This is a genomic window from Streptomyces sp. NPDC043876 (assembly GCF_056435825.1).
In genome coordinates, this window is record NZ_JBWKDV010000011.1 from 89,368 (window position 1) to 107,408 (window position 18,041).

Sequence of the window (18,041 nt, forward strand, 5' to 3'; positions counted from 1 at the left end):
CCGCCTTCCACCGGGACGAGTGAAACCGGCGCCCCGCGGCGGGTGGCACCTCGCCTCACGGTGCGTCAGCTGGTACCTCGGCCGAGCGGGCGTACGGCCACCAGCGCGCCCCGGGAGGCCAATCGGCGGGGTACGAGGATGAGTTGGCCGCGGGGATGCTCATCCGCACGGCGGAGACGGTCCGGCCCTTCCGGATGATCCGCCCGCCCGGTGCGTGCACCAGGGTGAAGGGGACCGGCCGGTCAGGTCCTCCCGGTCCCGTCACCCGCCCCTTCCGGTCCCGTCCGCCCGGTCGTTCCGGCCGCTCGGACACGTCGACCGCTCCCGCCGAAAGGAACGGCTCCCCGTGCGCACGAAACGCTTCGCGCCCCTGCTCGCCGCCGCCGGACTCCTCGCCACCGCCGTCCCGCTGCTCTCCGCGACCGGGGCCACCGCCGCGCCCCCGGCCGCACCGGGTTCCGACTACCGCCCCGAGCGGCCCGCGTGGCACCGTTGCGCCGCCGACCGCCCGGCGGCGTACGAGTGCGCGACGATCCGGGTTCCGCTGGACTACCAGCGCCCCAGGGGCCCGCTGCTCGACCTCGCCGTCTCCCGGATCAGGAGCGGGAATCCGGCCGCGCGGCACGGCGTGCTCCTGCTCAACCCGGGCGGACCGGGCGATCCCGGACTCGACCTGCCGCTGCAGGCCGCCGACGTGCTGCCGCCGCAGCTGCGGGACCAGTACGACCTCATCGGCTTCGATCCGCGCGGCGTGGGCGCGAGCAGCCCCGTCAGCTGCGGGCTGAGCGCTGCCGAGCAGACGGTCAACCGGCCCTACCACGCCGAAACGTTCGCCTCCGACGTGGTGTGGGCCCGCACGGTGGCCGACAAGTGCCGGGAGAAGGCGGGGGCGGTCCTCCCGTACGTCACCACCCGCAACACCGCCCGCGACATGGACGCGATCCGCACGGCCCTGGACGAGCGGCGGATCTCCTACCTCGGCTACTCGTACGGGACCTATCTCGGCGCGGTGTACACGCAGTTGTTCCCGGCCCGCACCGACCGCGTGGTCCTGGACAGCGGCGTGGACCCGCGGCACGTGTGGCGCGGCGCGCTGCGGTCGTGGGCGACCGAGGCGGAACCCGCCTTCGCCCGCTGGACCCGGTGGACCGCGGAACGCGACGCCGACTACCACCTCGGCGCCACGCCGGACGCGGTGTCGGCCGCGTTCTGGGCCCTGGTGGCCCGGGCCGACCGCGAACCCGTCGAGTTCCAGGGCGAGAAGCTGACGGGCGACTCGGTCCGCGAGCTGCGCCCGCTGTTCTTCTCCCCCGCCCGGGCAGCGCCGTTCGTCGCGGCGGTCAGGGCGGCGGCCGACGGCACGCCCCCGCCCGCGTCCGTCCCGTCCCTGCGGACGGCGCTCGGCGCGGCGCGCGCCGCGTCCGGCGAACCGGCCGCCGACAACAGCCTGGCCGTCTTCTGGTCGGTGGTGTGCGGGGACGCGGACGACTGGCCCCGCGATCCCGAGCGGTACCGGCTCGACGCGGTCCGGGACAAGGCCGCCTACCCGCTGTACGGGGACTTCGCGGCGAACATCAAGCCGTGCGCCTTCTGGCAGCGGCCGCTGGAGCCGGCGACGCAGATGCGGACCCCGGCGAACGTGCTGACCGTGCAGAACGAATGGGATCCGCAGACGCCCCTGTCCAGCGGACAGGGCCTACACCGGGCAGTGCGGGGCTCCCGGATGGTGCTGGCACTGGGCGGGGAGGGCCACGTGGTGTACCTGGCCGATCCCGGCTCGTGCGTGACCGCGACCGTGACCGGCTACCTGGCGACGGGCCGGCTGCCGGCGCGCGACGTCAGCTGCCGGGCCACCGCGTCCGCTCCGGACGCGCGGCGGGCCGCTCCGCTCCCCGCTCCGGCCACCCCGGACCGCTTCTGACGCTTGTGACTGCTTCGGACCGCTTCGGACAGGGAGGGCGCGGAACCCGTCACGCGGCGGGGGTCAGGGGGTGCCGGATCCACACGTTGGGCTCGACGTAGACCGCGTAGCCGTGGGAGGCGTCGCAGTGCAGCGGGACCAGGGCGCCGGGCACCTCCACCGCGCCGTCCCGGTCCAGGGGCAGGCCGGTCCACTCGCGCCACTGGTCGAGGGAGCCGCTGACCGTCATCGACGCGGGGGCGATCCGCTCGATGGCGCCGCCCGCCCTCACGTGGACGCGCAGCCACGGGTCGGCGGGCAGGCCGTCCTCGCGCAGCAGGCGGACGTACTCGGCCATCGGCAGGTGCGGGCGCAGGTGTTTGGCCGTGGGGCGGACCGGGGCGAGGAGGTCGCGATGGCCCCGCGCCGCGGCGGCGCCGCGCAGGGCGGCGAGCATCCGGTACGAGAGGCCGCGGCCGAGGTACTCCCGGTCCACGGTGATCTCCAGCGCGCTGGCGGCGGTCACCGCGGCCCCGGAGCGCCGGTCCCGCAGCGCCCAGCCCAGCACCCGGTCCCAGCCCTGGTCCGGCATCTCCTCGCGGCCGTCCGACGCCGCGTCGAAGGGCACGGCGAAGCCGCGGGCCACGACGCGGTCGCCGTCGGTGGCCACGACGCAGTACTGCGGGAACGCGTGCGGCACCCGGCCGAGGAGGGCTCCAGCGACCGGCTCGTGCGGGATGAAGGCCGGCCAGAGGTCCGCCATCTCGTAGAGGCGCCCGGTCAGTTCGGGGCGCTCGGCCAGGGTGCTGATGGACAGGTCGTCATGGTTCACGCCGCAGCACGTTGCCACAGCGGCCACCCCGCCGGCCAGCGGTTTTGGACCCGAGGAGGGGACCAGCCCCCCGGGCTGGTCCCCTCCTTGTGCACGGGCTCCGCCCGCCGTTCAGCCGTTACGGACTTCAGCAGCCGCTGAAGTGGATGCGGCAGGCGGTGATGAGCGCGGCGGCGTGCTCCTCGCCCGGGTTCTCGGTGGCCAGGTCGGCGGGGAGGACCTGCAGGGCGTCGATGTCGAACTCCATCATGATGGACTCCTTCTGTTGGGGAGGTGTACCGGTCCGTACGGACCGGCTACCGGTGGCCGGCGGCCACCGGAAGTTCAGGGGTGGGCGCCCGCGTCCTCGGGCAGCCAGGCGCGCGGGCCGCCGGAGCGCATCCGCAGCAGGAGCGAGAGGCTCCCCGCCAGGCCGGTGGCGTACTCGGCGAGCACGCCCTTGCGGTCGTCGTCCGGCACCAGCAGCCGGCCGTTCCGCAGGACCGCCTGCGCCGCCATGTGCTCGACCAGCAGCTCCGCGGCCGCCCGGTGGCCGCCGTCGCCCGTCAGCTCGGCGGCGTCGAGCAGGAACTCCGCGTTGCCCGCCAGCCCGTGGCACGCGGCGGGCGAGTCGCCGGAGCGTCCGGCCCGCACCGCGAGGGCCGCGCCCTCCACGAGCGCGCGGGTGACGTCGTCGGTCCCGCCGGTCGCGGCCCACAGGCGGACCAGGAAGGTGCCGGCCCCGGAGGAGCCGTTGCACCAGTGCCGGGCGAGGTCGGGCGAGTCCGCCAGGTGCCGGGCCCGGTCGACGGGCCACAGCGTGCCCGCCGGGCCGCGGCGGGCGGCGGTGGCCAGGGTGGTGCCCGCCTCGACGGCCGCCTTCAGGTAGCGCTTCTCGCCGGTGGCTCCGGCGGCGAGCAGCAGGAAGGTGCCGACTCCGGCGACGCCGTGGGCGAAGCCGTAGTGCCAGGCCCCCGCCAGCCCGGAGTCGAAGTCCTCGGGCACCGGCCAGAAGACCCCCTCGGGGGTGTGCCGGGCGGCCGTGAGCAGCCCCTCGGCGACCTGGACGGCCCGTTCCAGGAAGCGCGGATCGCCGGTGGTGCGCCAGAAGTGCAGCTGGGCGAGGCCGGATCCGGCGGCGCCGTGCGTGACGTCGGGGTTGGGCCACTGCACGGGCAGCGTCAGCGCGAGCGCGGTGGCCCGCCCCGCCAGGGCGGGGTCGTCCAGCGCCCCGGCGGCGTCGAGCAGCGCCCAGGCGGTGCCGGAGCGGCCGAAGTGCAGGCCGGGCAGGGTCCAGGGCAGGGCCTCCTGCCGGTCCGCCGTCCACAGCGCGGCGGTGCGCAGCCCCTCGCGCAGGGTCTCCCGGGTGGGCGTTCCCGGGCCGTCCGGTGCCTCGCCCTGGTGGTCGTCCCAGGTGGCCAGGGCCCGTGCGAGGACGGCCACCCCGCCCGCCGAGCCGTGCTGGACGGCCACCGGGTCGCAGGTCCGGCCGAAGGTGTCGGAGGGCCAGAGCCGCTCGGCGTCCTGCGCCCCCATCGTGTCCAGGAGGTGCGCGACGCCGTCGCGCACCAGGCGGGCGCGGACGTCGGCGGCGCGGTCCGGTCCGCTCGCGGTGGGCCGCCCGGTGGCCGGGGTGGCCGTGCGCGGGGCGGGCCGGTCCCCGTCGAGGAACCGCCTTACCTCCTCCAGGGTCCAGCGGTCCGCGGGCTCGTCCCGCATCAGCCCGAGGATCATCGGGGCGAAGCGGCGCAGCGGCTCCTCGTCCCGGGCGAGCAGGGTGACGAGGGGGGCGAGGCGGTCCTCGTCCGGCCGGGCGTCCGCCGCGGGCCGGTCCCGGGCGAACAGCGGGTCGGCGCCGCTCAGCGCGTGCAGGACGGTGGCGCCCAGGGCGTACAGGTCGACGGCGGGGCCCATCGCGGGGGCCACCTGGGGGGCGGCCCGCAGTTCCGGGGCGGTGTAGCCGGGGGTGGACCCGAGCATCCAGCGCTCGCCCTCCGGGGCCGCCATCTCCAGGTCGATCAGCAGGAGCCGGCCGTCCGGGGTGACCATGACGTTGTTCGGGTTGAAGTCGTGCAGGGTGACGCCCAGGTGGTGGGCGGCGCCGACCAGTTCGGTGAGCCGGCGGACCAGGGCGTCGGCGGTGGCGCCGTCGGGGCAGGCGGCGCCGGTGCGGACCAGCCGCTCGGCGACCGTACGGCGCAAGGTGGCGCCGGGGACGGCCCGCACCGCCAGGAACACGCTGCCCTGCTGCTCGAACACCTCGGCCGGCCGGGGCACCAGCTCCGGGAAGGCCTTGCCGATGCGCTCCAGCAGGGTCGCCTCCCGGCGCAGCAGGTCCCGTACGTCCAGCCCCTCCAGGCCGGCGGCCACGTGGGGCCGGGCCTGCTTGACGACGACCTGGGCGCCGGTCTCGGTGTCCTCGGCGCGGAACACACCGCCCTTGTTGGAGTGCTGGATCGCGCCGCGCACCAGGTAGCGGCCGCCCAGCAGGACCGGTTTGGCCGTGGCGGTGCTGCGGACCGGGGCCGCAGCGCGCTCGGGGAACGGGTCGTCCGCCCAGGCGGGCGGGCTGAACCAGGCGTTGCGCTCGTCGGCGACGCGGCGCCCCTCGGGGTCGGTCAGCAGGGTGGCGAAGCAGCCGTCGGCGGTCAGTTCCGGGTCTCCCGCGAACACACCGAAGCGGTAGGAGACCTGACTGTCCGGCAGGTAGCGGCGGTCGGAGAGCACCGCGGGCCCGGGCAGTCCCAGCGTGGCGCGGTGGAGTTCCTCGGCGAGCTGCCGGAACTGGTCGTCGTCCGAGGGGTAGACGGTGATGAACTTGCCGCCGCCGCCCCGCTCGAAGCGTCCCGAGACCAGGGCCGCCACCCGGGCCGGGGTCGCGGCGAACTTGAAGGCGGCGCGGCGGGCCACGAGCACCTCGGCGGCGCGGGCCAGCGCCAACGGCGCGGCGAGCGGCGTGGCCGAGACGTGGAGCTTCCAGCCCTGGGCGCGCCGGACGCGGCCGCCGTCCGGGACCACGTGGCACCAGAACTCGCCCGGTGTCACGGACCAGCCGTGCGCCCCGTCGCCCTCGGCGCCGGTTCCCGCCAGGCCGTTCCCGTGTTCCTCGCGCTCCGCGGAGCGGGCGATGACGGCCCGCACCAGGTCGGGCAGGAGCGCGAGGTCCGCCGGACGCTCGGCCCGCTCGCGGGGCCCGTGTCCGGACCGGGAGGGGGTCTCAGGCGGGGAGGGCACGTTCTTCGGCCTTTCGGTGCGGGGCGGGCGGGCGGCGAGGGGGCGAGTGCGGGGCGGCGGGGCCGCGCCGGAGGCCGTCAGTGCAGCGGGGCGACGTAGTCGTCGCCCCAGCTGGTGTCCAGGGGAACGGCCGCGAGCACGGTCGTCGCCGCGTCGCCCTGTGCCGCGCCGGCCGGTCCGGACCCGCCGGTCGCGGCGAGTGCGGAGACTCCGCACGCCAGCAGGACCGTCAGGGCGAGGAAACAGCGGGTGGCTGCGGGCATGGTGCGACTCCTGAGTCGGGAGGGGTGGCATGGTGCGCGAACGCCCCCGATGAGGGGATTCGCCATGCGGTGTCCGCCTGGAGGGGTTTGTGTGGCCGACACCTCGAATCTCCTCACGCGCCGCCCTCGTGGTCCAGCGCTGTGAGCTGGCAATACCCTGCAGGGCACGGAAGTAGCAGGGCCGCACACTGGGGTAAATACATGGATACCGGGACGTACTTCTCCGAACTGCCACGGCTGGACGCGGCGGCCGTCGCCGTTTTCGAGCACGTCCTGGCCCGGGGAAGTCTGCGGCGGGACCGGCCCGGCCCACCCCCTGACGTCGGATTGAGCGCCGAAGAGGTCGAGCGGGCGTGCCGGACCCTGCTGCTGCTCCGGCTGCTCAGGGAGGTCCCCGGTCGCCCCGGGGAGCTGATGGCGGTGAGTCCCGACGCCGCCGCGGCCGAAGCGGTCGGCCCGCTGGAGGCGCGGCTGGCCCGGACCTCGGCGCACGCCCAGGCCGTCCGGGACGACCTGCACTCCCTGATGCCCCGCTACCGGGCCGCCCGCGAGGAGCAGGGCCGCCGCGAGGGCATCGACTCGCTGCCCGACCTGGCCGCCGTATCGGCCCTGCTCGCCGAGGAGTCGGCGCGGTGCCGGGAGGAGGTCTTCACCATCCAGCCGGGCGGTGGCCGGCCGGCGCACCGCCTGGGCGATGCCATCGAGCGCGACCTGGCCATGCGCGGCCGGGGGGTGCGGATGCGCACGCTGTACCAGCACTCGGCCCGTTCCAACCTGGCCACGCAGGGGTACGTCGAGACCCTGACCGCGGCCGGGGCCGAGTACCGCACGGCGGCCGAACTCCCGGACCGGGCCGTGGTGTTCGACCGGCGCGTGGCCTTCCTGCCACGGCGCGCGGACGGCGGCACCGGCGAGGGAGCCGTCCTCGTACGGGACCCCGACGTGGTGGCGTACCTGTGCCGGGTCTTCGAGCAGCACTGGTCCGCAGCGGACCCCTTCCTCGGCAGCAGCGGCGCCGCCTACAAGGAGGTCGGCGACAGTCTGCGGCGAGCCCTGGTGCGGCTGCTGGCCGAGGGCGCCAAGGACGAGGTGATCGCCCGCCGCATGGGCATGTCCCTGCGCACCTGCCGCCGCCACATCGCGGAACTCCTGGAGGAACTGGGCGCCGAGAGCCGCTTCCAGGGCGGCGCGCTGGCCGAACGCGCCGGGCTGGCGGCCCCGGACGCGCCGGGACCGGACGTCGCGGGACCGGACGGGGGCGCTTGCGGCTGAGGCCCGTCCCCTGCAACGGAGGTCACTTCGCCGACAGGACGATCCGCACGAGGTACGGCAGCACCTCGCTCACCGGCGCCTCGTGGTCCAGCAACACCGCGACCGGGTCGTGGCCCTGGGAGCGCAGGGCGTCCAGCGGGTGGGACCACTGGGCGCGGGGCAGGGGCCGGGGAGGGTCGCACTCCAGCTCCCGGCCTATGGCGGGGACCGCGGGCGGGACGGGACGGCCGCTCGCGCGGGCACGCCGGCGGGCCAGGGCGCGCTCCGCGGCGGTACGGGCCGCCTCGGCCAGGGTCGCGCCCGTGGCGATGGCCGTGTCCGTCTCCCCCGCGCCCGGCGCACGGCCCCCGGGCGAGGGTGCAGCGTCCGTGCGCGGGGCGAGCGCGACGGCGCAGGCGGGCAGGGAGAGCAGCCCGGTCAGGTCGTGCGCGACGGGCTCGCCCGCGCTGTACAGGGCCCATAGCAGCGCGTCGGGGACGGCGAGACCCTCCCCCGCGAGGTCCAGTCGGGGCACCCGGGTTCCGGACGTGCCGAGGCAGCGGGCGAGGAGGGCCTCGCAGTGCTGGGCGAGACCCGTTTCGAGGGCGCCGACCCAGGTGAGGCCCGCCGCGATGCCCACCGGGGAGGCGGACGCGGGGACGGGAACCCTGCGCAGCGCCCCCGTGGCCAGTTCGAGGCCCCAGGACGCGGGCGTCGCGGGTACGGGCGTCGCGGCTACGGGCTCCACGGGCGCGGGATCCACGGGCGCCGGGCGTCTCGCGGCCCGGGCCGCCAGTTCCGTGAGCGCCGTCTCGACGTCCGAGGTGGCGTCGACCGCGCCGGGCAGCAGGCGAGCCGCCCGCTCCAGCACCGCACGCGCGCCGAGCGCCGGGCCGCCGGCCCGGGACAGGAACGCGGCCCGGGCCTCGGCTTCGGTCGAGACCTCGGTCCACGCGGCGGTCGAGGCCGCGGTCGGTTCTTCGGTGCTCATCTTCGGTCGTCCCTCTCCGCGGGCTGCTGCATCACCCCATGGAAGCGAGGGAGGATATGCACCGGATAGACGCACGATCTCGGCGTCCGCTCAGTGGGCGGACAGCACCAGGCGGCGGGCGTCGTTGCGGTAGCCCACGCGCTCGAAGGCCGCGGCCATCGGCGTGTTGCTCAGGTCCGTGTCGGCGCGGACCTTCTCCGGGTCCGTCTCGGCGACCAGGATCCGGGTGATCTCGGCGAGGATCTCCTGCGCGTATCCGCGGCCCCGGTGGCCGGGGAGCACGCCCAGGTAACCGACCACGGGGAAGGCGTTGTTGCGGGAGGGGAGACCGAAGCCGACGGGCTCGCCGCCGGGGGTCCGCGCGACCCGCCACCAGGACCGGTCCCCGGGCATGGTGTCGCGGTAGAAGGCGACGTCCCCACGGGCCTGTGCTTCGGCGCCGATGCTCTCGGCCTCCTTGCGGGAAGCCGTGTCGAGCGTGTCCGTCAGGACCCGGCGGAACAGGTCGACGAAGACCTCGTCGTCGGGTTCGGCGGTGAAGAGCAGCCGTCCGGTGGGCTCGGGGAGCGGGGTGCGCGGCGTCCACTCGTAGCGCAGCCGCTCCAGGACGACCGGGAGCCCCGCGCGCCGGGCCGCCTCCCGGCGCCAGGCCACGGCCTTGGCGGTGTCGGGCCGCTCGCGCCAGTCGCCGGGAAGGGAGAGGTGGTATTCGGGCGCTGCGCTCGCACCGGCCCGGGCGTAGGCGGCGTGCGCGGCGGCGAGCAACGCGGCCACCAGGTCCGTACGTTTGCCGGCTGAGCGGACCGATGCGGCGACGAAGACGCCGTCGAGGGCGCCGGGCAGGCCCTCGTGGGGGTCGCCCCACCAGACGGCGAGGGCGAGCGGCGGACCCCCGGGGGTGTCTTCGGCGAGCCAGGTCCAGTCGGGGCGGTACTCCCCGGCGGCGAGGCGGGCCGTGTACGTGTCGGCCGTCATCCCGCCGGCCGCGTCGGTGACGATGAGCGGGAGGATGCGGTCGAGGTCGGACGTGGTGGCGGGGCGGAAGATCACAGTGACTCCGGATCGGTGGAGGGCGGCGCGGCCTGATCGGGGCGGGGCCGGTCGGGCTGGGGCCGGTCGGTGCGGGTCGGGCGGCCGGTGGATCGGTCGGTCAACCCGAGGGTAGGCGGGCCGCGTTCTCGCGTTCGGCGGGTGACGGGCTCCCGCTCCGTGGCGACCCTTCGGCCGGAATCGGGTCCTGCGCGGCCGGTGCGGGCAAGGGGGTGATGGTGTGGTGGCGACCGGCCAGGGCGGTGACGGCCAGGAGCAGGCCCGTACAGCAGAGGAGCAGCGCGCTGCCCCGGTCGCGGGTCGTGCCGAAGAGGCGGCCGAGGGTGGCGCCGAGCGGACCGCCGGGCTCCACCAGCGGGCCGAAGACCTGTGAGGCGAGCGGTCCGGCCAGCAGGTACCCGAGCAGGATGCCGCCCTGGGTCAGCATGCGGCGCAGGGCGAAGACCCGGCCCTGGGCTTCGGCGGCGACCGCGGACTGCCAGAGCACCTGGTAGGGCCGGCCGCCGAGCTCCGGCGCAGCGCCGTACGGAGCGGCCGGGGCGCGGTCGGAGCCGTCGTGGCCCGGCGCCGTACGGGCCGCATCGGCCGGGGCGAGGCGGGCGAAGGGATCGGGGCGGCGGGCGAGGATGGCTTCCTCGATGCCGCGCAGCTCCGGGCCCGGGAGCAGGCCCAGGTTCTCCATCAGCGTGTGCCGGGCCCGCTGGAAGGCGGCCAGTGCGTCGGCCTGCCGGCTGCCGCGGTAGAGCGCGACCATGAGCAGGGCCCACAGCCGTTCCCGGTAGGGGTGTTCGGCGGTGAGGACGAGCAGGTGCGGCACCAGCCTGGCGTGGCCGCCCAGTTCGAGCGCGAGTTCGGTGTGCTCCTCGACGACCGCCAGCCGCAGCTCCGCGAGCCGGGTGCGTTCGACGTCGAGCAGGGGGCCGCTCACTCCGGTGAGCGCGGGGCCGGGCCAGTCGGCCAGGGCGGCGGCCAGCATCCGCTCCGCCGCCTCGGGTTGTCCCGCCGCCCGCAGGGCCCGGGCGTCGGCGACCGACCGCTCGAACCGGCCGAGGTCGCACTGCCCGGGCCCGATGGAGAGCCGGTAGGAGGCGCCGACCCGGGTGAGCACTCCGCCCGCGGTGCGCGGCGTCCGGTCCGGCTCGAAGAGCTTGCGCAGCTTGGAGACGTACGCCTGCACCAGGTTGGCGCCGTCCAGCACGGTGGTGTCGCCCCAGATGCCGTCGATCAGGTGGTCGCGGCCGACGGGCGAACCGGCGCGCAGCAACAGGACGGCCAGCAGCGCCCGTTGGCGGGGTGCGCCGAGCGGCAGCTCGACGCCGCCTCGCCAGCCCCGGACCTCGCCCAGCAGTTCGAAGCTGAGGTCGGCCGGGTGCGCGGCAGAGGAGGGGTGCGCGGTCGAAGGAGACAGAAGGGCAGTCATGGCAACCTCCGCTGGCCCGGTTCCATCGTGTGGCGGTTCGGGTGCAGCTGTGGGAGTACGGTGCGTGGTCGGGGTGGCCGGAGCCGGCGTGCGGTGCGGGCCCGGACGGACCGGGTGGGTCCGGCGGGAAGCACCGGCCCAGTGGCCGACCACCGCACGGTCCGAATGGTGCACGGGGCGCATATACGGAGGATCCTCGAGCGCGCCGACGGCGGGCGGGGAGCCTGTGATCCCGCATATATCCGTCGTAGAGCGGGCTGGATCAATCTTGTTCTCGAGCGGCCGGAACCATCACGGTCCCACCGGCTCTCCCCCATACGCAGGCATCGAACCACGAAGCGGACGGCACCCCATGAAGCACTCCCTGAAGACCCTGGTCCTGCGCAAGGCCGCCATCGTCGTCACCGTCGGATGCGCCGCCGCCTCGCTGTTCTCGGTGGCCGCCTCCCACCTCGACGCTCCGGCGTCCGAGCACACCGTGACCGTCGCCACCGGCGGCCCGAAGGACCCGACCGACTGGAACAGCCAGGGCTGAGCCACGGCCGGCTGCGGGCCGCCGACCCGCCCGCCGAGCAGCCGGCGTCCTTCAGCCCGTCGGGCCGTTCGCGCTCACGGGCCGGCCGGGCGAGCGGGACGGATCGTCCGCGCCCGCCGGCCGGGCCGGTCCTTGCGCGCCCAGCGACTGGGCCAGTTCCTCGGCCTGGTCCACATCGGGCAGCCCGAGGAGGACGAACACGTCACGGGCCTGGCGCGCCCGGACGAGCGCCGCCGCGCCGTTCCCGGTCGCGGCCAGCGCGCGGGCCAGGGCGAGCAGACAGTGCGCGCGCTGCTGCTGGGAGTTCAGTTCCTCGCTCAGCGCCAGCGCCCGCTCGGCCTCCGCCAGCGCCTCGTCGTACCGGCCCAGGCCCCGCAGGCTGTCGGAGAGCCGGAACCGCGCCTGGGTCTCCCGGCCCCGCAGCCGGGCGGAGGCGCACAGGTCCAGGCAGGCGGTGTAACTCACCACGGCGTCCGCGTGCCGCCCCAGCTCGTTCAGTGCCATGCCGTGGACGTACCAGGCGTACGAGGTCACGTGCGGGTCCCGCTCGGTGCGCAGCCGCTCCAGCGCGGCCTCGCACACCTCCACCGCGTCGGCGGGGCGGCCGCTGCGCAACCGGGCCTGGGCGGCGTTGAGTTCGGTGGTCAGCTCCCCCGAACGGTGTCCCAGGCGCCGGGCCAGCTCCAGGGCGCGGTCGTAAAAGACCACCGCGTCCGTGAAGCGCCGCTGCCACTGCGCGATCAGTCCCCGGTCGTTGAGGATCTGCCGCAGGATGACCTCGTCCCCGGCCCGCCCGCAGGCCTCGGTCGCCAGCCGGGTGTGCAGTTCGGCCTCGGCCAGCAGGGTGTTCTGGAGGGCGGCGTTGCCGCACACGAACCGGGCCCGCGCCTCGGCCTGGTCGTCGCCGCGGAGCGCCGCGGCGTCGGCCACCTTCCGGGCCGCCGTGGCCAGTTGCAGGTACGGGATGTCCTGACCGAAGGGGCTGAGGGCGACCAGCAGGTCGCCGGCCGTGCGCAGGGTCCGCGGGTCGCCGCCTGCGGAGCCCTGGGCGGCCAGGGCGGCCGCGTTGGCCGCGCAGTCGAATTCGTCGCTCACCCACGCGCGTGCCTCGGCGAGCGTGGCGAAGCCCGGCCCCGAGGCGGGCGTGGCGCCGAGGATCGCGGCGACCGGGTCGCCCGGCACCATCAGCTGGAACGCCGCGCACGATCCGTCCAGCAGGAAGTCGAGGAGCCGCCCCAGGGCCGCGGCCCCGTCGTCGCCGTCCGCCTCCTGCGCTCCCGGCTGCTCCGATCCCGCCAGCTGGAGCGCGAAGGAGCGGACCAGGTCGTGGTAGCGGTAGTGGCCGGGCCGCGGCGCCTCCAGCATCGCCGCGTCGACCAGTGCCTCCAGCAGCTCCTCGGCGTCGTACGCGTCCAGGCCCAGCGCGGCCGCCGCGGCGGCCGTCCCGATGCCCTGCCGGGTCACCGGTGCGAGCAGCCGGAACGCCCGCGCCTGCGGGCGGGTCAGCTGGCGGTAGCCGAGTTCGAAGACGGCCGCCACGGCCAGGTCCCCGGCCCGCAGCTCGCCGATGCGCAGCCGCTCGTCGGCGAGCCGGCCGGTCATGGTGGCCACCCGCCAGCGGGGCCGGGCCGCGAGCCGCGCCGCCACGATGCGCACGGCCAGCGGCAGGTGGCCGCACAGGGCGACCAGCTCCGCGGAGGCTTCCGGTTCCTCGTCCACGCGGGCCGCTCCGACGATCGCCCGCAGCAGGGCGATCGCCTCGGCCGTGTCGAAGACGTCCAGGTCCCGCTGGATGGTGGTGGAGAGCCCGGCGAGCACGGCGCGGCTCGTGACGATCACCGCGCAGTCGGCGGAGCCCGGCAGCAACGGCCTGATCTGCGCGGGGTCGCGGGCGTTGTCCAGGACGACCAGGATGCGGCGGCCGTCGAGGGTCGTACGGAAGAGCAGGGACCGGTCCTCGGTCGAGGCGGGCAGCCCGGGGCCGGGGACGCCCAGCGCGGTGAGGAAGCTGCCCAGGACGGCTCCCGGGTCGGCGGGCTCCATGCCGTTGCCGCGCAGGTCGGCGTAGAGCTGGCCGCCGGGGAAGTCCGGTTTGGCCTGGTGGGCGACCTGCAGGGCGAGGGTGCTCTTGCCGATGCCGCCCATGCCGGTGACGGACACTACCGCGAGGGACGGGCGCGCGGGGTCCGTCAGGGACCGGTAGAGGTCCTGGACCTGGTCCTCGCGGCCGGTGAAGTCGGAAATGTCGGCGGGCAGCTGGGCGGGCCTGGTCGGCGCGGGCACTTCCCTGGGCGCCCCGGCGGCCGGTTCCGGTTCGGGTTCCGGTTCGGGCGCGGCGGGGTGCGCCGACCGGTCGCGTTCCTCGGCCGGATGGCCCATGAGCAGCGGGTCGTTCGCGAGGATCCGCTCGTGGAGCGCGGTCAGTTCGGGACCGGGGTCGATGCCCAGTTCGTCGGCCAGGACCCGGCGGGCCCGGCCGAACACCGCGAGCGCGTCGGCCTGGCGCCCCATCGCGTACAGCGCCCGCATCAGGAAGCCGTAGGGCCGTTCCTGGAGGGGGTGTTCGTGGGTGAAGCCGATGAGGTCGGGGATGACGAGCGCGTGCCGCCGCTGCCGCAGGTCGTGTTCGAAGCGCTCCTCGACCAGCGCGAGGCGCAGCGCGGTGAACCGGGAGCGCTGCTGCTCGGCGAAGGGCCCCGGTACTCCCGCCAGCGGCTCGCCGCTCCACAGGCCGAGCGCCTCGGCGAGCAGCCGCCCGCACTCGTCCTCCCGGCCGGCGGCCCGGGCCCGCGCGGCCCGCGCCGCGAGGTCCTCGGCGTACAGCGCGTCCACCGAAGGGGGCGGTACCAGCAGCTGGTAGCCGTCGCGCAGCGAGACGAGGACCTTGGGCGCGGAGCGGTCCTCCTCGACGATCTGGCGCAGCCGCCAGGCGTGGGTGCGCAGGCTCGACAGGGCGGAGTCCGGCGCGTCCTCGCCCCAGATGGAGGCGAGCAGCTCGTGCGCGGGCGTGGCGCGGCCCGCCCGCAGGAGCAGGGCCGCCAGCAGCGCCTGCTGCTGCGGCGATCCGGTGGTCAGGACCGCGCCGTCCCGGACGACCCGAACGGCTCCGAGCACGGTGAAACGGATGCCGTCTTCCCCCATGAGTCCCGTTTTCCTTCCCCACTGGTCTTGTGATCACTGGTCTGGTGATCACGGTGGAGTGCCCCCCGGCTGTCCCACCGATGTCGGCCCGGCCGCCCCACCGCGAAGCGGGACGAAGGCATGGTCGCAGAGCCTGCTTACGAGAGGACGACCAGTAGGAGGCATCCGTTCCCGAAGACGGGAAAGGGGCCGTTCCAGATTTCTCTGAAACGGCCCCTCACCTACGACTCTCACGAGTCGGGACGACAGGATTTGAACCTGCGACCCCTTGACCCCCAGTCAAGTGCGCTACCAAGCTGCGCCACGTCCCGGTGCCCCTGTCACCTGGGGTTTCCCCCGGGCGGCGGTGCATGGGCAACATTACCCCACGGCGAGGGGTGGGTACGCATCGGTGACCGGGCGGGGGCAGGATGGGCCCGTGGACGCGGAAGCGAGAGACCGGGACGGCGAAGGACGGGCGCGCAGTGCGCGGCCCCGGGACGGGCTGGGGCGGCCCCTGCCCTACGGGGTGGCGGGTGTCGAGCGGCAGCCCGAGGGGGTGGTGCGGACCCCGGCGGAGACGGTGCGCGAGGCGCAGCGGCTGCTGGACGCGGGGATGCCGTTCCACGCGCACGAGGTGTTCGAGGACGCGTGGAAGTCGGGCCCGCCGGAGCAGGCGCCGCTGTGGCGCGGCCTCGCGCAGCTGGCGGTCGGGCTGACCCACGCCGCGCGCGGCAACGCGGTGGGCGGGGCGCGGCTGTTGCGACGGGGCGCGGCCTCCCTCGCGGAGATGGAGGGGGCGCACGGCATCGACGTACCGGGCCTGGTCCGGTGGGCCGGTGAGCTGGCCCACCGGGTCGCGGCCGGCGGCGGTCCGGCCGTGGACGCGGCGGGGGAGGCGCCCCGGCTACGCGGCGGCGGGCTGGAGTAGGTCCCAGCGGTTGCCGTAGAGGTCCTCGAAGACGGCGACGGAGCCGTACGGCTCGTGCCGCGGCTCCTCCAGGAAGCGGACGCCCTCGGCGCTCATCCGCGCGTGGTCCCGCGCGAAGTCGTCGGTGTACAGGAAGAACCCGACGCGGCCGCCGGTCTGGTCGCCGACGCGGGCGCGCTGGGCCCCGTCCTTGGCCCGGGCCAGCAGGAGCGCGCTCTCGGTGGCGCCGGGCGGACGGACGACGACCCAGCGGGAGCCGTCCGGGCGGGCGGTGTCCTCGACCGGCTCGAAGCCGAGGGCGCGGGTGTAGAAGTCGAGGGCCTCGTCGTAGTCGTGGACCAGCAGTGCGGTGAGGGCGATGTAGGCGGACATGACCCCTATGGTGCGGTAGGGAGCGCGGTGTCCGGGGCGCGGGGGCGGCGCCGGGCCGGGTCCGGGGCGTGCCGTGCAGAATGGCCCGGTGAAGAAGTTCTCAGTGATCGGTATAGGCGCGGGCGACCCGGACCACCTCACCCTCCAGGCGGTGAAGGCGATCGGCGCCGCGCACGCGTTCCTCATCCTGGAGAAGGGCGAGGAGAAGGCGGACCTGACGGGTCTGCGGCGCGCGATGCTCGACGCCCACGCCCGCCCGGACCACCGGCTCGTGGAGGGCCGCGACCCGGACCGGGACCGCACCCCGGCCGATTACGCGCCGACCGTCGACGGCTGGCGCAGCGCGCGGGCCGAACTGTTCGAGCGGTTCATCGCGGAGGACCTGGCCGAGGGCGAGACCGGCGCGTTCCTGGTGTGGGGCGACCCCTCCCTGTACGACTCCACCCTCGCCATCCTCGACGAGGTGCTGGAGCGGGGCCGGGTGGAGTTCGCGCACGAGGTGGTCCCCGGCATCAGCAGCGTCTCGGCGCTGCTGGCCCGGCACCGCACCAACCTGAACCGGGTCGGCCGGCCCGTGCAGATCACCACCGGCCGGCGGCTCGCCGAGGGCTGGCCCGCCGACGTGGACGACGTGGTGGTGATGCTGGACGCCCGGCACGCCTTCACCCGCCACCTCGACCAGGACCTCTTCATCTACTGGGGCGCCTACGTCGGCACCCCGGACGAGATCCTGGTCTCCGGGAAGCTGGCCGAGGTGGCCGGGCGGATCGAGGAACTGCGCACCGAGGCCCGGGCGCGCAAGGGCTGGATCATGGACACGTACCTGCTGCGCCGGAACTGACCGGCCGGACGGACGCGGGTGGGCGGGGCTTCCCGCCCACCGCCCCGTCCCGCCCCGTCAGCCCAGCAGCGCGGGGAGTCCGGCCGCGAGGCGCTCGTACTCCTCGGGCCGGTTGTAGATCTGGCCGCAGACCCGGATGCCGCCGCCGCCCGGCCAGGGCCAGACCAGGACCCGGATCCGCAGCCGCGCCGCGATCTCCTCGCGCAGCGCGCGGGCGCCCTCCTGGGTCTCCGCGGTCCCCGGCGGCAGGCGCAGGGAGCGCAGGGCGAGGCCCTCGGTGTACGGCAGCGGGACGAGGCCGGGCACCTCGGCGAGCAGCGCGGCGCCGTAGCCGGCCAGCGCGCTGTTGTGGGCCCGTACCTTGGCGGCGTCGAGACGGGCGAGCAGGTCCAGGCCCTCCGGGGCGGCGAGCCAGCCGGTGTAGTCGACGGTGGCCCGGCCCTCCACCGAGCGCGGGAAGCCCCGGTGGTCCTCCCAGGACGGCACCAGGGGCCGGATCCGGGCCCGGTGTGCCGGATCGGCGACGGCGAGGATCGCGCTGCCGGAGGGCGCGTAGCCCCACTTGTGCAGGTTGCCGAACCAGAAGTCGGCGCGTCCGGCGAGCGGATCGGCGAGCATGCCGAGGGAGTGCGCTCCGTCGACGACGGTGGTGATCCCGCGCTCGGCGAGGTCGGCGAGGAGCCGCGGCGAGGCGATGACGCGCGCGGTGGGCGAGCTGATGTGGTCCAGGACCGCCGCCTTGGTGCGCGGGGTGAGTCCGGCCAGGACGGCTTCGCGCACGGCGTCCTCGTCGGGCAGCGACGGGTCGAGGGCGACCCGGGTGAGCGGGGCGCGGCGGGCGGCGGCCTCCACGACGGTGCCGTAGCCGTGGTCGGTGACCAGGATCTCGTCGCCGTCGGCGAGCGCGAGGGCGGCCAGGGCCAGGTTGGCGCCCTCGGTGGCGTTGGAGACGAAGGCCATGCCGTCCGGGTCGGCGCCCGGGTCGAGGTGGGCGGCGATCCTGGCGCGGGCGGCGGCCACCCGGTCGGGGGCCTCGATGAAGAAGGCGTCAGGGTCGGCGTGCGCCTCCTCGCGCAGGGCCTGCTGGGCGTCCTGGACGGGGATCGGCACGGCGCCGAACGAGCCGTGGTTGAGGTGGGCGATGTCCGGGTCCAGGCGGAAGAGTCCGGCCCCGCCGGGGAAGGCGGACGGGGTGGTGGGCTCGGTCACGGTGCCTCCGGGGGTGCGGCGCGACGGACGGGCGCGCGGGAGCGGCGGTGCTGTCCTGCGGATCATGCGCGGTGGCCGCGTGCTCCGGTAGGGCCAATTGCGTCACGGCGGAC

The 18,041-nt window shown here is 75.7% G+C and carries 15 protein-coding genes and 1 tRNA gene; 5 read left to right on the top strand and 11 right to left on the bottom strand.

What is annotated here, in order from left to right:
* The first annotated feature begins 346 nt into the window (after positions 1–346).
* Positions 347–1,921, top strand: a complete 1,575-nt coding sequence (locus AC0693_RS29905) for an alpha/beta hydrolase (protein ID WP_478803385.1) — start codon at positions 347–349, stop codon at positions 1,919–1,921.
* A gap of 49 nt (positions 1,922–1,970) precedes the next feature.
* On the opposite strand, the gene AC0693_RS29910 is transcribed toward AC0693_RS29905, so the two are convergent.
* The 4 genes from AC0693_RS29910 to AC0693_RS29925 form a co-directional block, all read right to left on the bottom strand.
* On the bottom strand, positions 1,971–2,663 hold the full coding sequence (locus AC0693_RS29910; protein WP_478803503.1) for an N-acetyltransferase: 693 nt from the start codon (positions 2,661–2,663) through the stop codon (positions 1,971–1,973).
* Between the two features lie 196 nt (positions 2,664–2,859).
* Positions 2,860–2,982: an ALQxL family class IV lanthipeptide gene (locus AC0693_RS29915; protein ID WP_356416801.1), complete on the bottom strand. Its 123-nt coding sequence runs from the start codon at positions 2,980–2,982 to the stop codon at positions 2,860–2,862.
* A 74-nt stretch (positions 2,983–3,056) separates the two neighbouring features.
* A complete protein-coding gene (lanL, locus tag AC0693_RS29920) occupies positions 3,057–5,945 on the bottom strand; it encodes a class IV lanthionine synthetase LanL (RefSeq protein WP_478803386.1) in 2,889 nt (962 codons plus the stop codon).
* Between the two features lie 77 nt (positions 5,946–6,022).
* A complete protein-coding gene (locus tag AC0693_RS29925) occupies positions 6,023–6,208 on the bottom strand; it encodes a hypothetical protein (protein WP_478803387.1) in 186 nt (61 codons plus the stop codon).
* A 201-nt stretch (positions 6,209–6,409) separates the two neighbouring features.
* Here AC0693_RS29925 and AC0693_RS29930 point away from each other — a divergent pair, with 201 nt between their 5' ends.
* The gene (locus AC0693_RS29930) at positions 6,410–7,480 is read left to right on the top strand and encodes a hypothetical protein (protein WP_478803388.1); all 1,071 of its coding nucleotides are present in this window, start codon (positions 6,410–6,412) and stop codon (positions 7,478–7,480) included.
* A 22-nt stretch (positions 7,481–7,502) separates the two neighbouring features.
* Here the strand turns inward: AC0693_RS29930 and AC0693_RS29935 are convergent, their stop codons facing one another.
* From AC0693_RS29935 to AC0693_RS29945, 3 genes are all read right to left on the bottom strand, one after another.
* The gene (locus AC0693_RS29935; protein ID WP_478803389.1) at positions 7,503–8,450 is read right to left on the bottom strand and encodes a hypothetical protein; all 948 of its coding nucleotides are present in this window, start codon (positions 8,448–8,450) and stop codon (positions 7,503–7,505) included.
* 90 nt (positions 8,451–8,540) lie between these two features.
* On the bottom strand, positions 8,541–9,500 hold the full coding sequence (locus tag AC0693_RS29940; protein WP_478803390.1) for a GNAT family N-acetyltransferase: 960 nt from the start codon (positions 9,498–9,500) through the stop codon (positions 8,541–8,543).
* A gap of 100 nt (positions 9,501–9,600) precedes the next feature.
* Complete coding sequence (locus AC0693_RS29945) at positions 9,601–10,920, bottom strand: AfsR/SARP family transcriptional regulator (RefSeq protein ID WP_478803391.1); 1,320 nt, start codon at positions 10,918–10,920, stop codon at positions 9,601–9,603.
* 352 nt (positions 10,921–11,272) lie between these two features.
* On the opposite strand from AC0693_RS29945, the gene AC0693_RS29950 reads away from it, so the two are divergent.
* Entirely contained in the window at positions 11,273–11,455 is a 183-nt protein-coding gene (locus tag AC0693_RS29950) for a hypothetical protein (protein ID WP_469338042.1), read from the top strand.
* 51 nt (positions 11,456–11,506) lie between these two features.
* On the opposite strand, the gene AC0693_RS29955 is transcribed toward AC0693_RS29950, so the two are convergent.
* On the bottom strand, positions 11,507–14,596 hold the full coding sequence (locus tag AC0693_RS29955; protein WP_478803392.1) for an AfsR/SARP family transcriptional regulator: 3,090 nt from the start codon (positions 14,594–14,596) through the stop codon (positions 11,507–11,509).
* A gap of 237 nt (positions 14,597–14,833) precedes the next feature.
* Positions 14,834–14,907: transfer RNA gene (locus AC0693_RS29960), tRNA-Pro, on the bottom strand.
* 107 nt (positions 14,908–15,014) lie between these two features.
* Here AC0693_RS29960 and AC0693_RS29965 point away from each other — a divergent pair.
* Positions 15,015–15,506, top strand: coding sequence for a DUF309 domain-containing protein (locus AC0693_RS29965; RefSeq protein ID WP_478803393.1), 492 nt, complete (start codon positions 15,015–15,017; stop codon positions 15,504–15,506).
* On the opposite strand, the gene AC0693_RS29970 is transcribed toward AC0693_RS29965, so the two are convergent.
* Positions 15,483–15,878: a VOC family protein gene (locus AC0693_RS29970; RefSeq protein WP_356405259.1), complete on the bottom strand. Its 396-nt coding sequence runs from the start codon at positions 15,876–15,878 to the stop codon at positions 15,483–15,485. The two genes, AC0693_RS29965 and AC0693_RS29970, sit on opposite strands and share 24 nt — an antisense overlap.
* Before the next feature lie 88 nt (positions 15,879–15,966).
* Here AC0693_RS29970 and cobF point away from each other — a divergent pair, with 88 nt between their 5' ends.
* The gene (gene cobF / locus AC0693_RS29975; RefSeq protein WP_356405257.1) at positions 15,967–16,719 is read left to right on the top strand and encodes a precorrin-6A synthase (deacetylating); all 753 of its coding nucleotides are present in this window, start codon (positions 15,967–15,969) and stop codon (positions 16,717–16,719) included.
* Positions 16,720–16,776: 57 nt separating this feature from the next.
* On the opposite strand, the gene AC0693_RS29980 is transcribed toward cobF, so the two are convergent.
* A complete protein-coding gene (locus tag AC0693_RS29980; RefSeq protein WP_478803394.1) occupies positions 16,777–17,928 on the bottom strand; it encodes an aminotransferase class V-fold PLP-dependent enzyme in 1,152 nt (383 codons plus the stop codon).
* Positions 17,929–18,041: the final 113 nt, after the last annotated feature.

Bases quoted from the DNA above. Each gene is read 5' to 3' on its own strand.
- AC0693_RS29970 (WP_356405259.1), bottom strand. From the start codon at position 15,878: ATGTCCGCCTACATCGCCCTCACCGCACTGCTGGTCCACGACTACGAC.
- AC0693_RS29910 (WP_478803503.1), bottom strand. From the start codon at position 2,663: ATGGCGGACCTCTGGCCGGCCTTCATCCCGCACGAGCCGGTCGCTGGA.
- AC0693_RS29945 (WP_478803391.1), bottom strand. From the start codon at position 10,920: ATGACTGCCCTTCTGTCTCCTTCGACCGCGCACCCCTCCTCTGCCGCG.
- AC0693_RS29935 (WP_478803389.1), bottom strand. From the start codon at position 8,450: ATGAGCACCGAAGAACCGACCGCGGCCTCGACCGCCGCGTGGACCGAG.
- AC0693_RS29925 (WP_478803387.1), bottom strand. From the start codon at position 6,208: ATGCCCGCAGCCACCCGCTGTTTCCTCGCCCTGACGGTCCTGCTGGCG.
- AC0693_RS29930 (WP_478803388.1), top strand. From the start codon at position 6,410: ATGGATACCGGGACGTACTTCTCCGAACTGCCACGGCTGGACGCGGCG.
- AC0693_RS29955 (WP_478803392.1), bottom strand. From the start codon at position 14,596: ATGGGGGAAGACGGCATCCGTTTCACCGTGCTCGGAGCCGTTCGGGTC.
- AC0693_RS29950 (WP_469338042.1), top strand. From the start codon at position 11,273: ATGAAGCACTCCCTGAAGACCCTGGTCCTGCGCAAGGCCGCCATCGTC.
- AC0693_RS29915 (WP_356416801.1), bottom strand. From the start codon at position 2,982: ATGATGGAGTTCGACATCGACGCCCTGCAGGTCCTCCCCGCCGACCTG.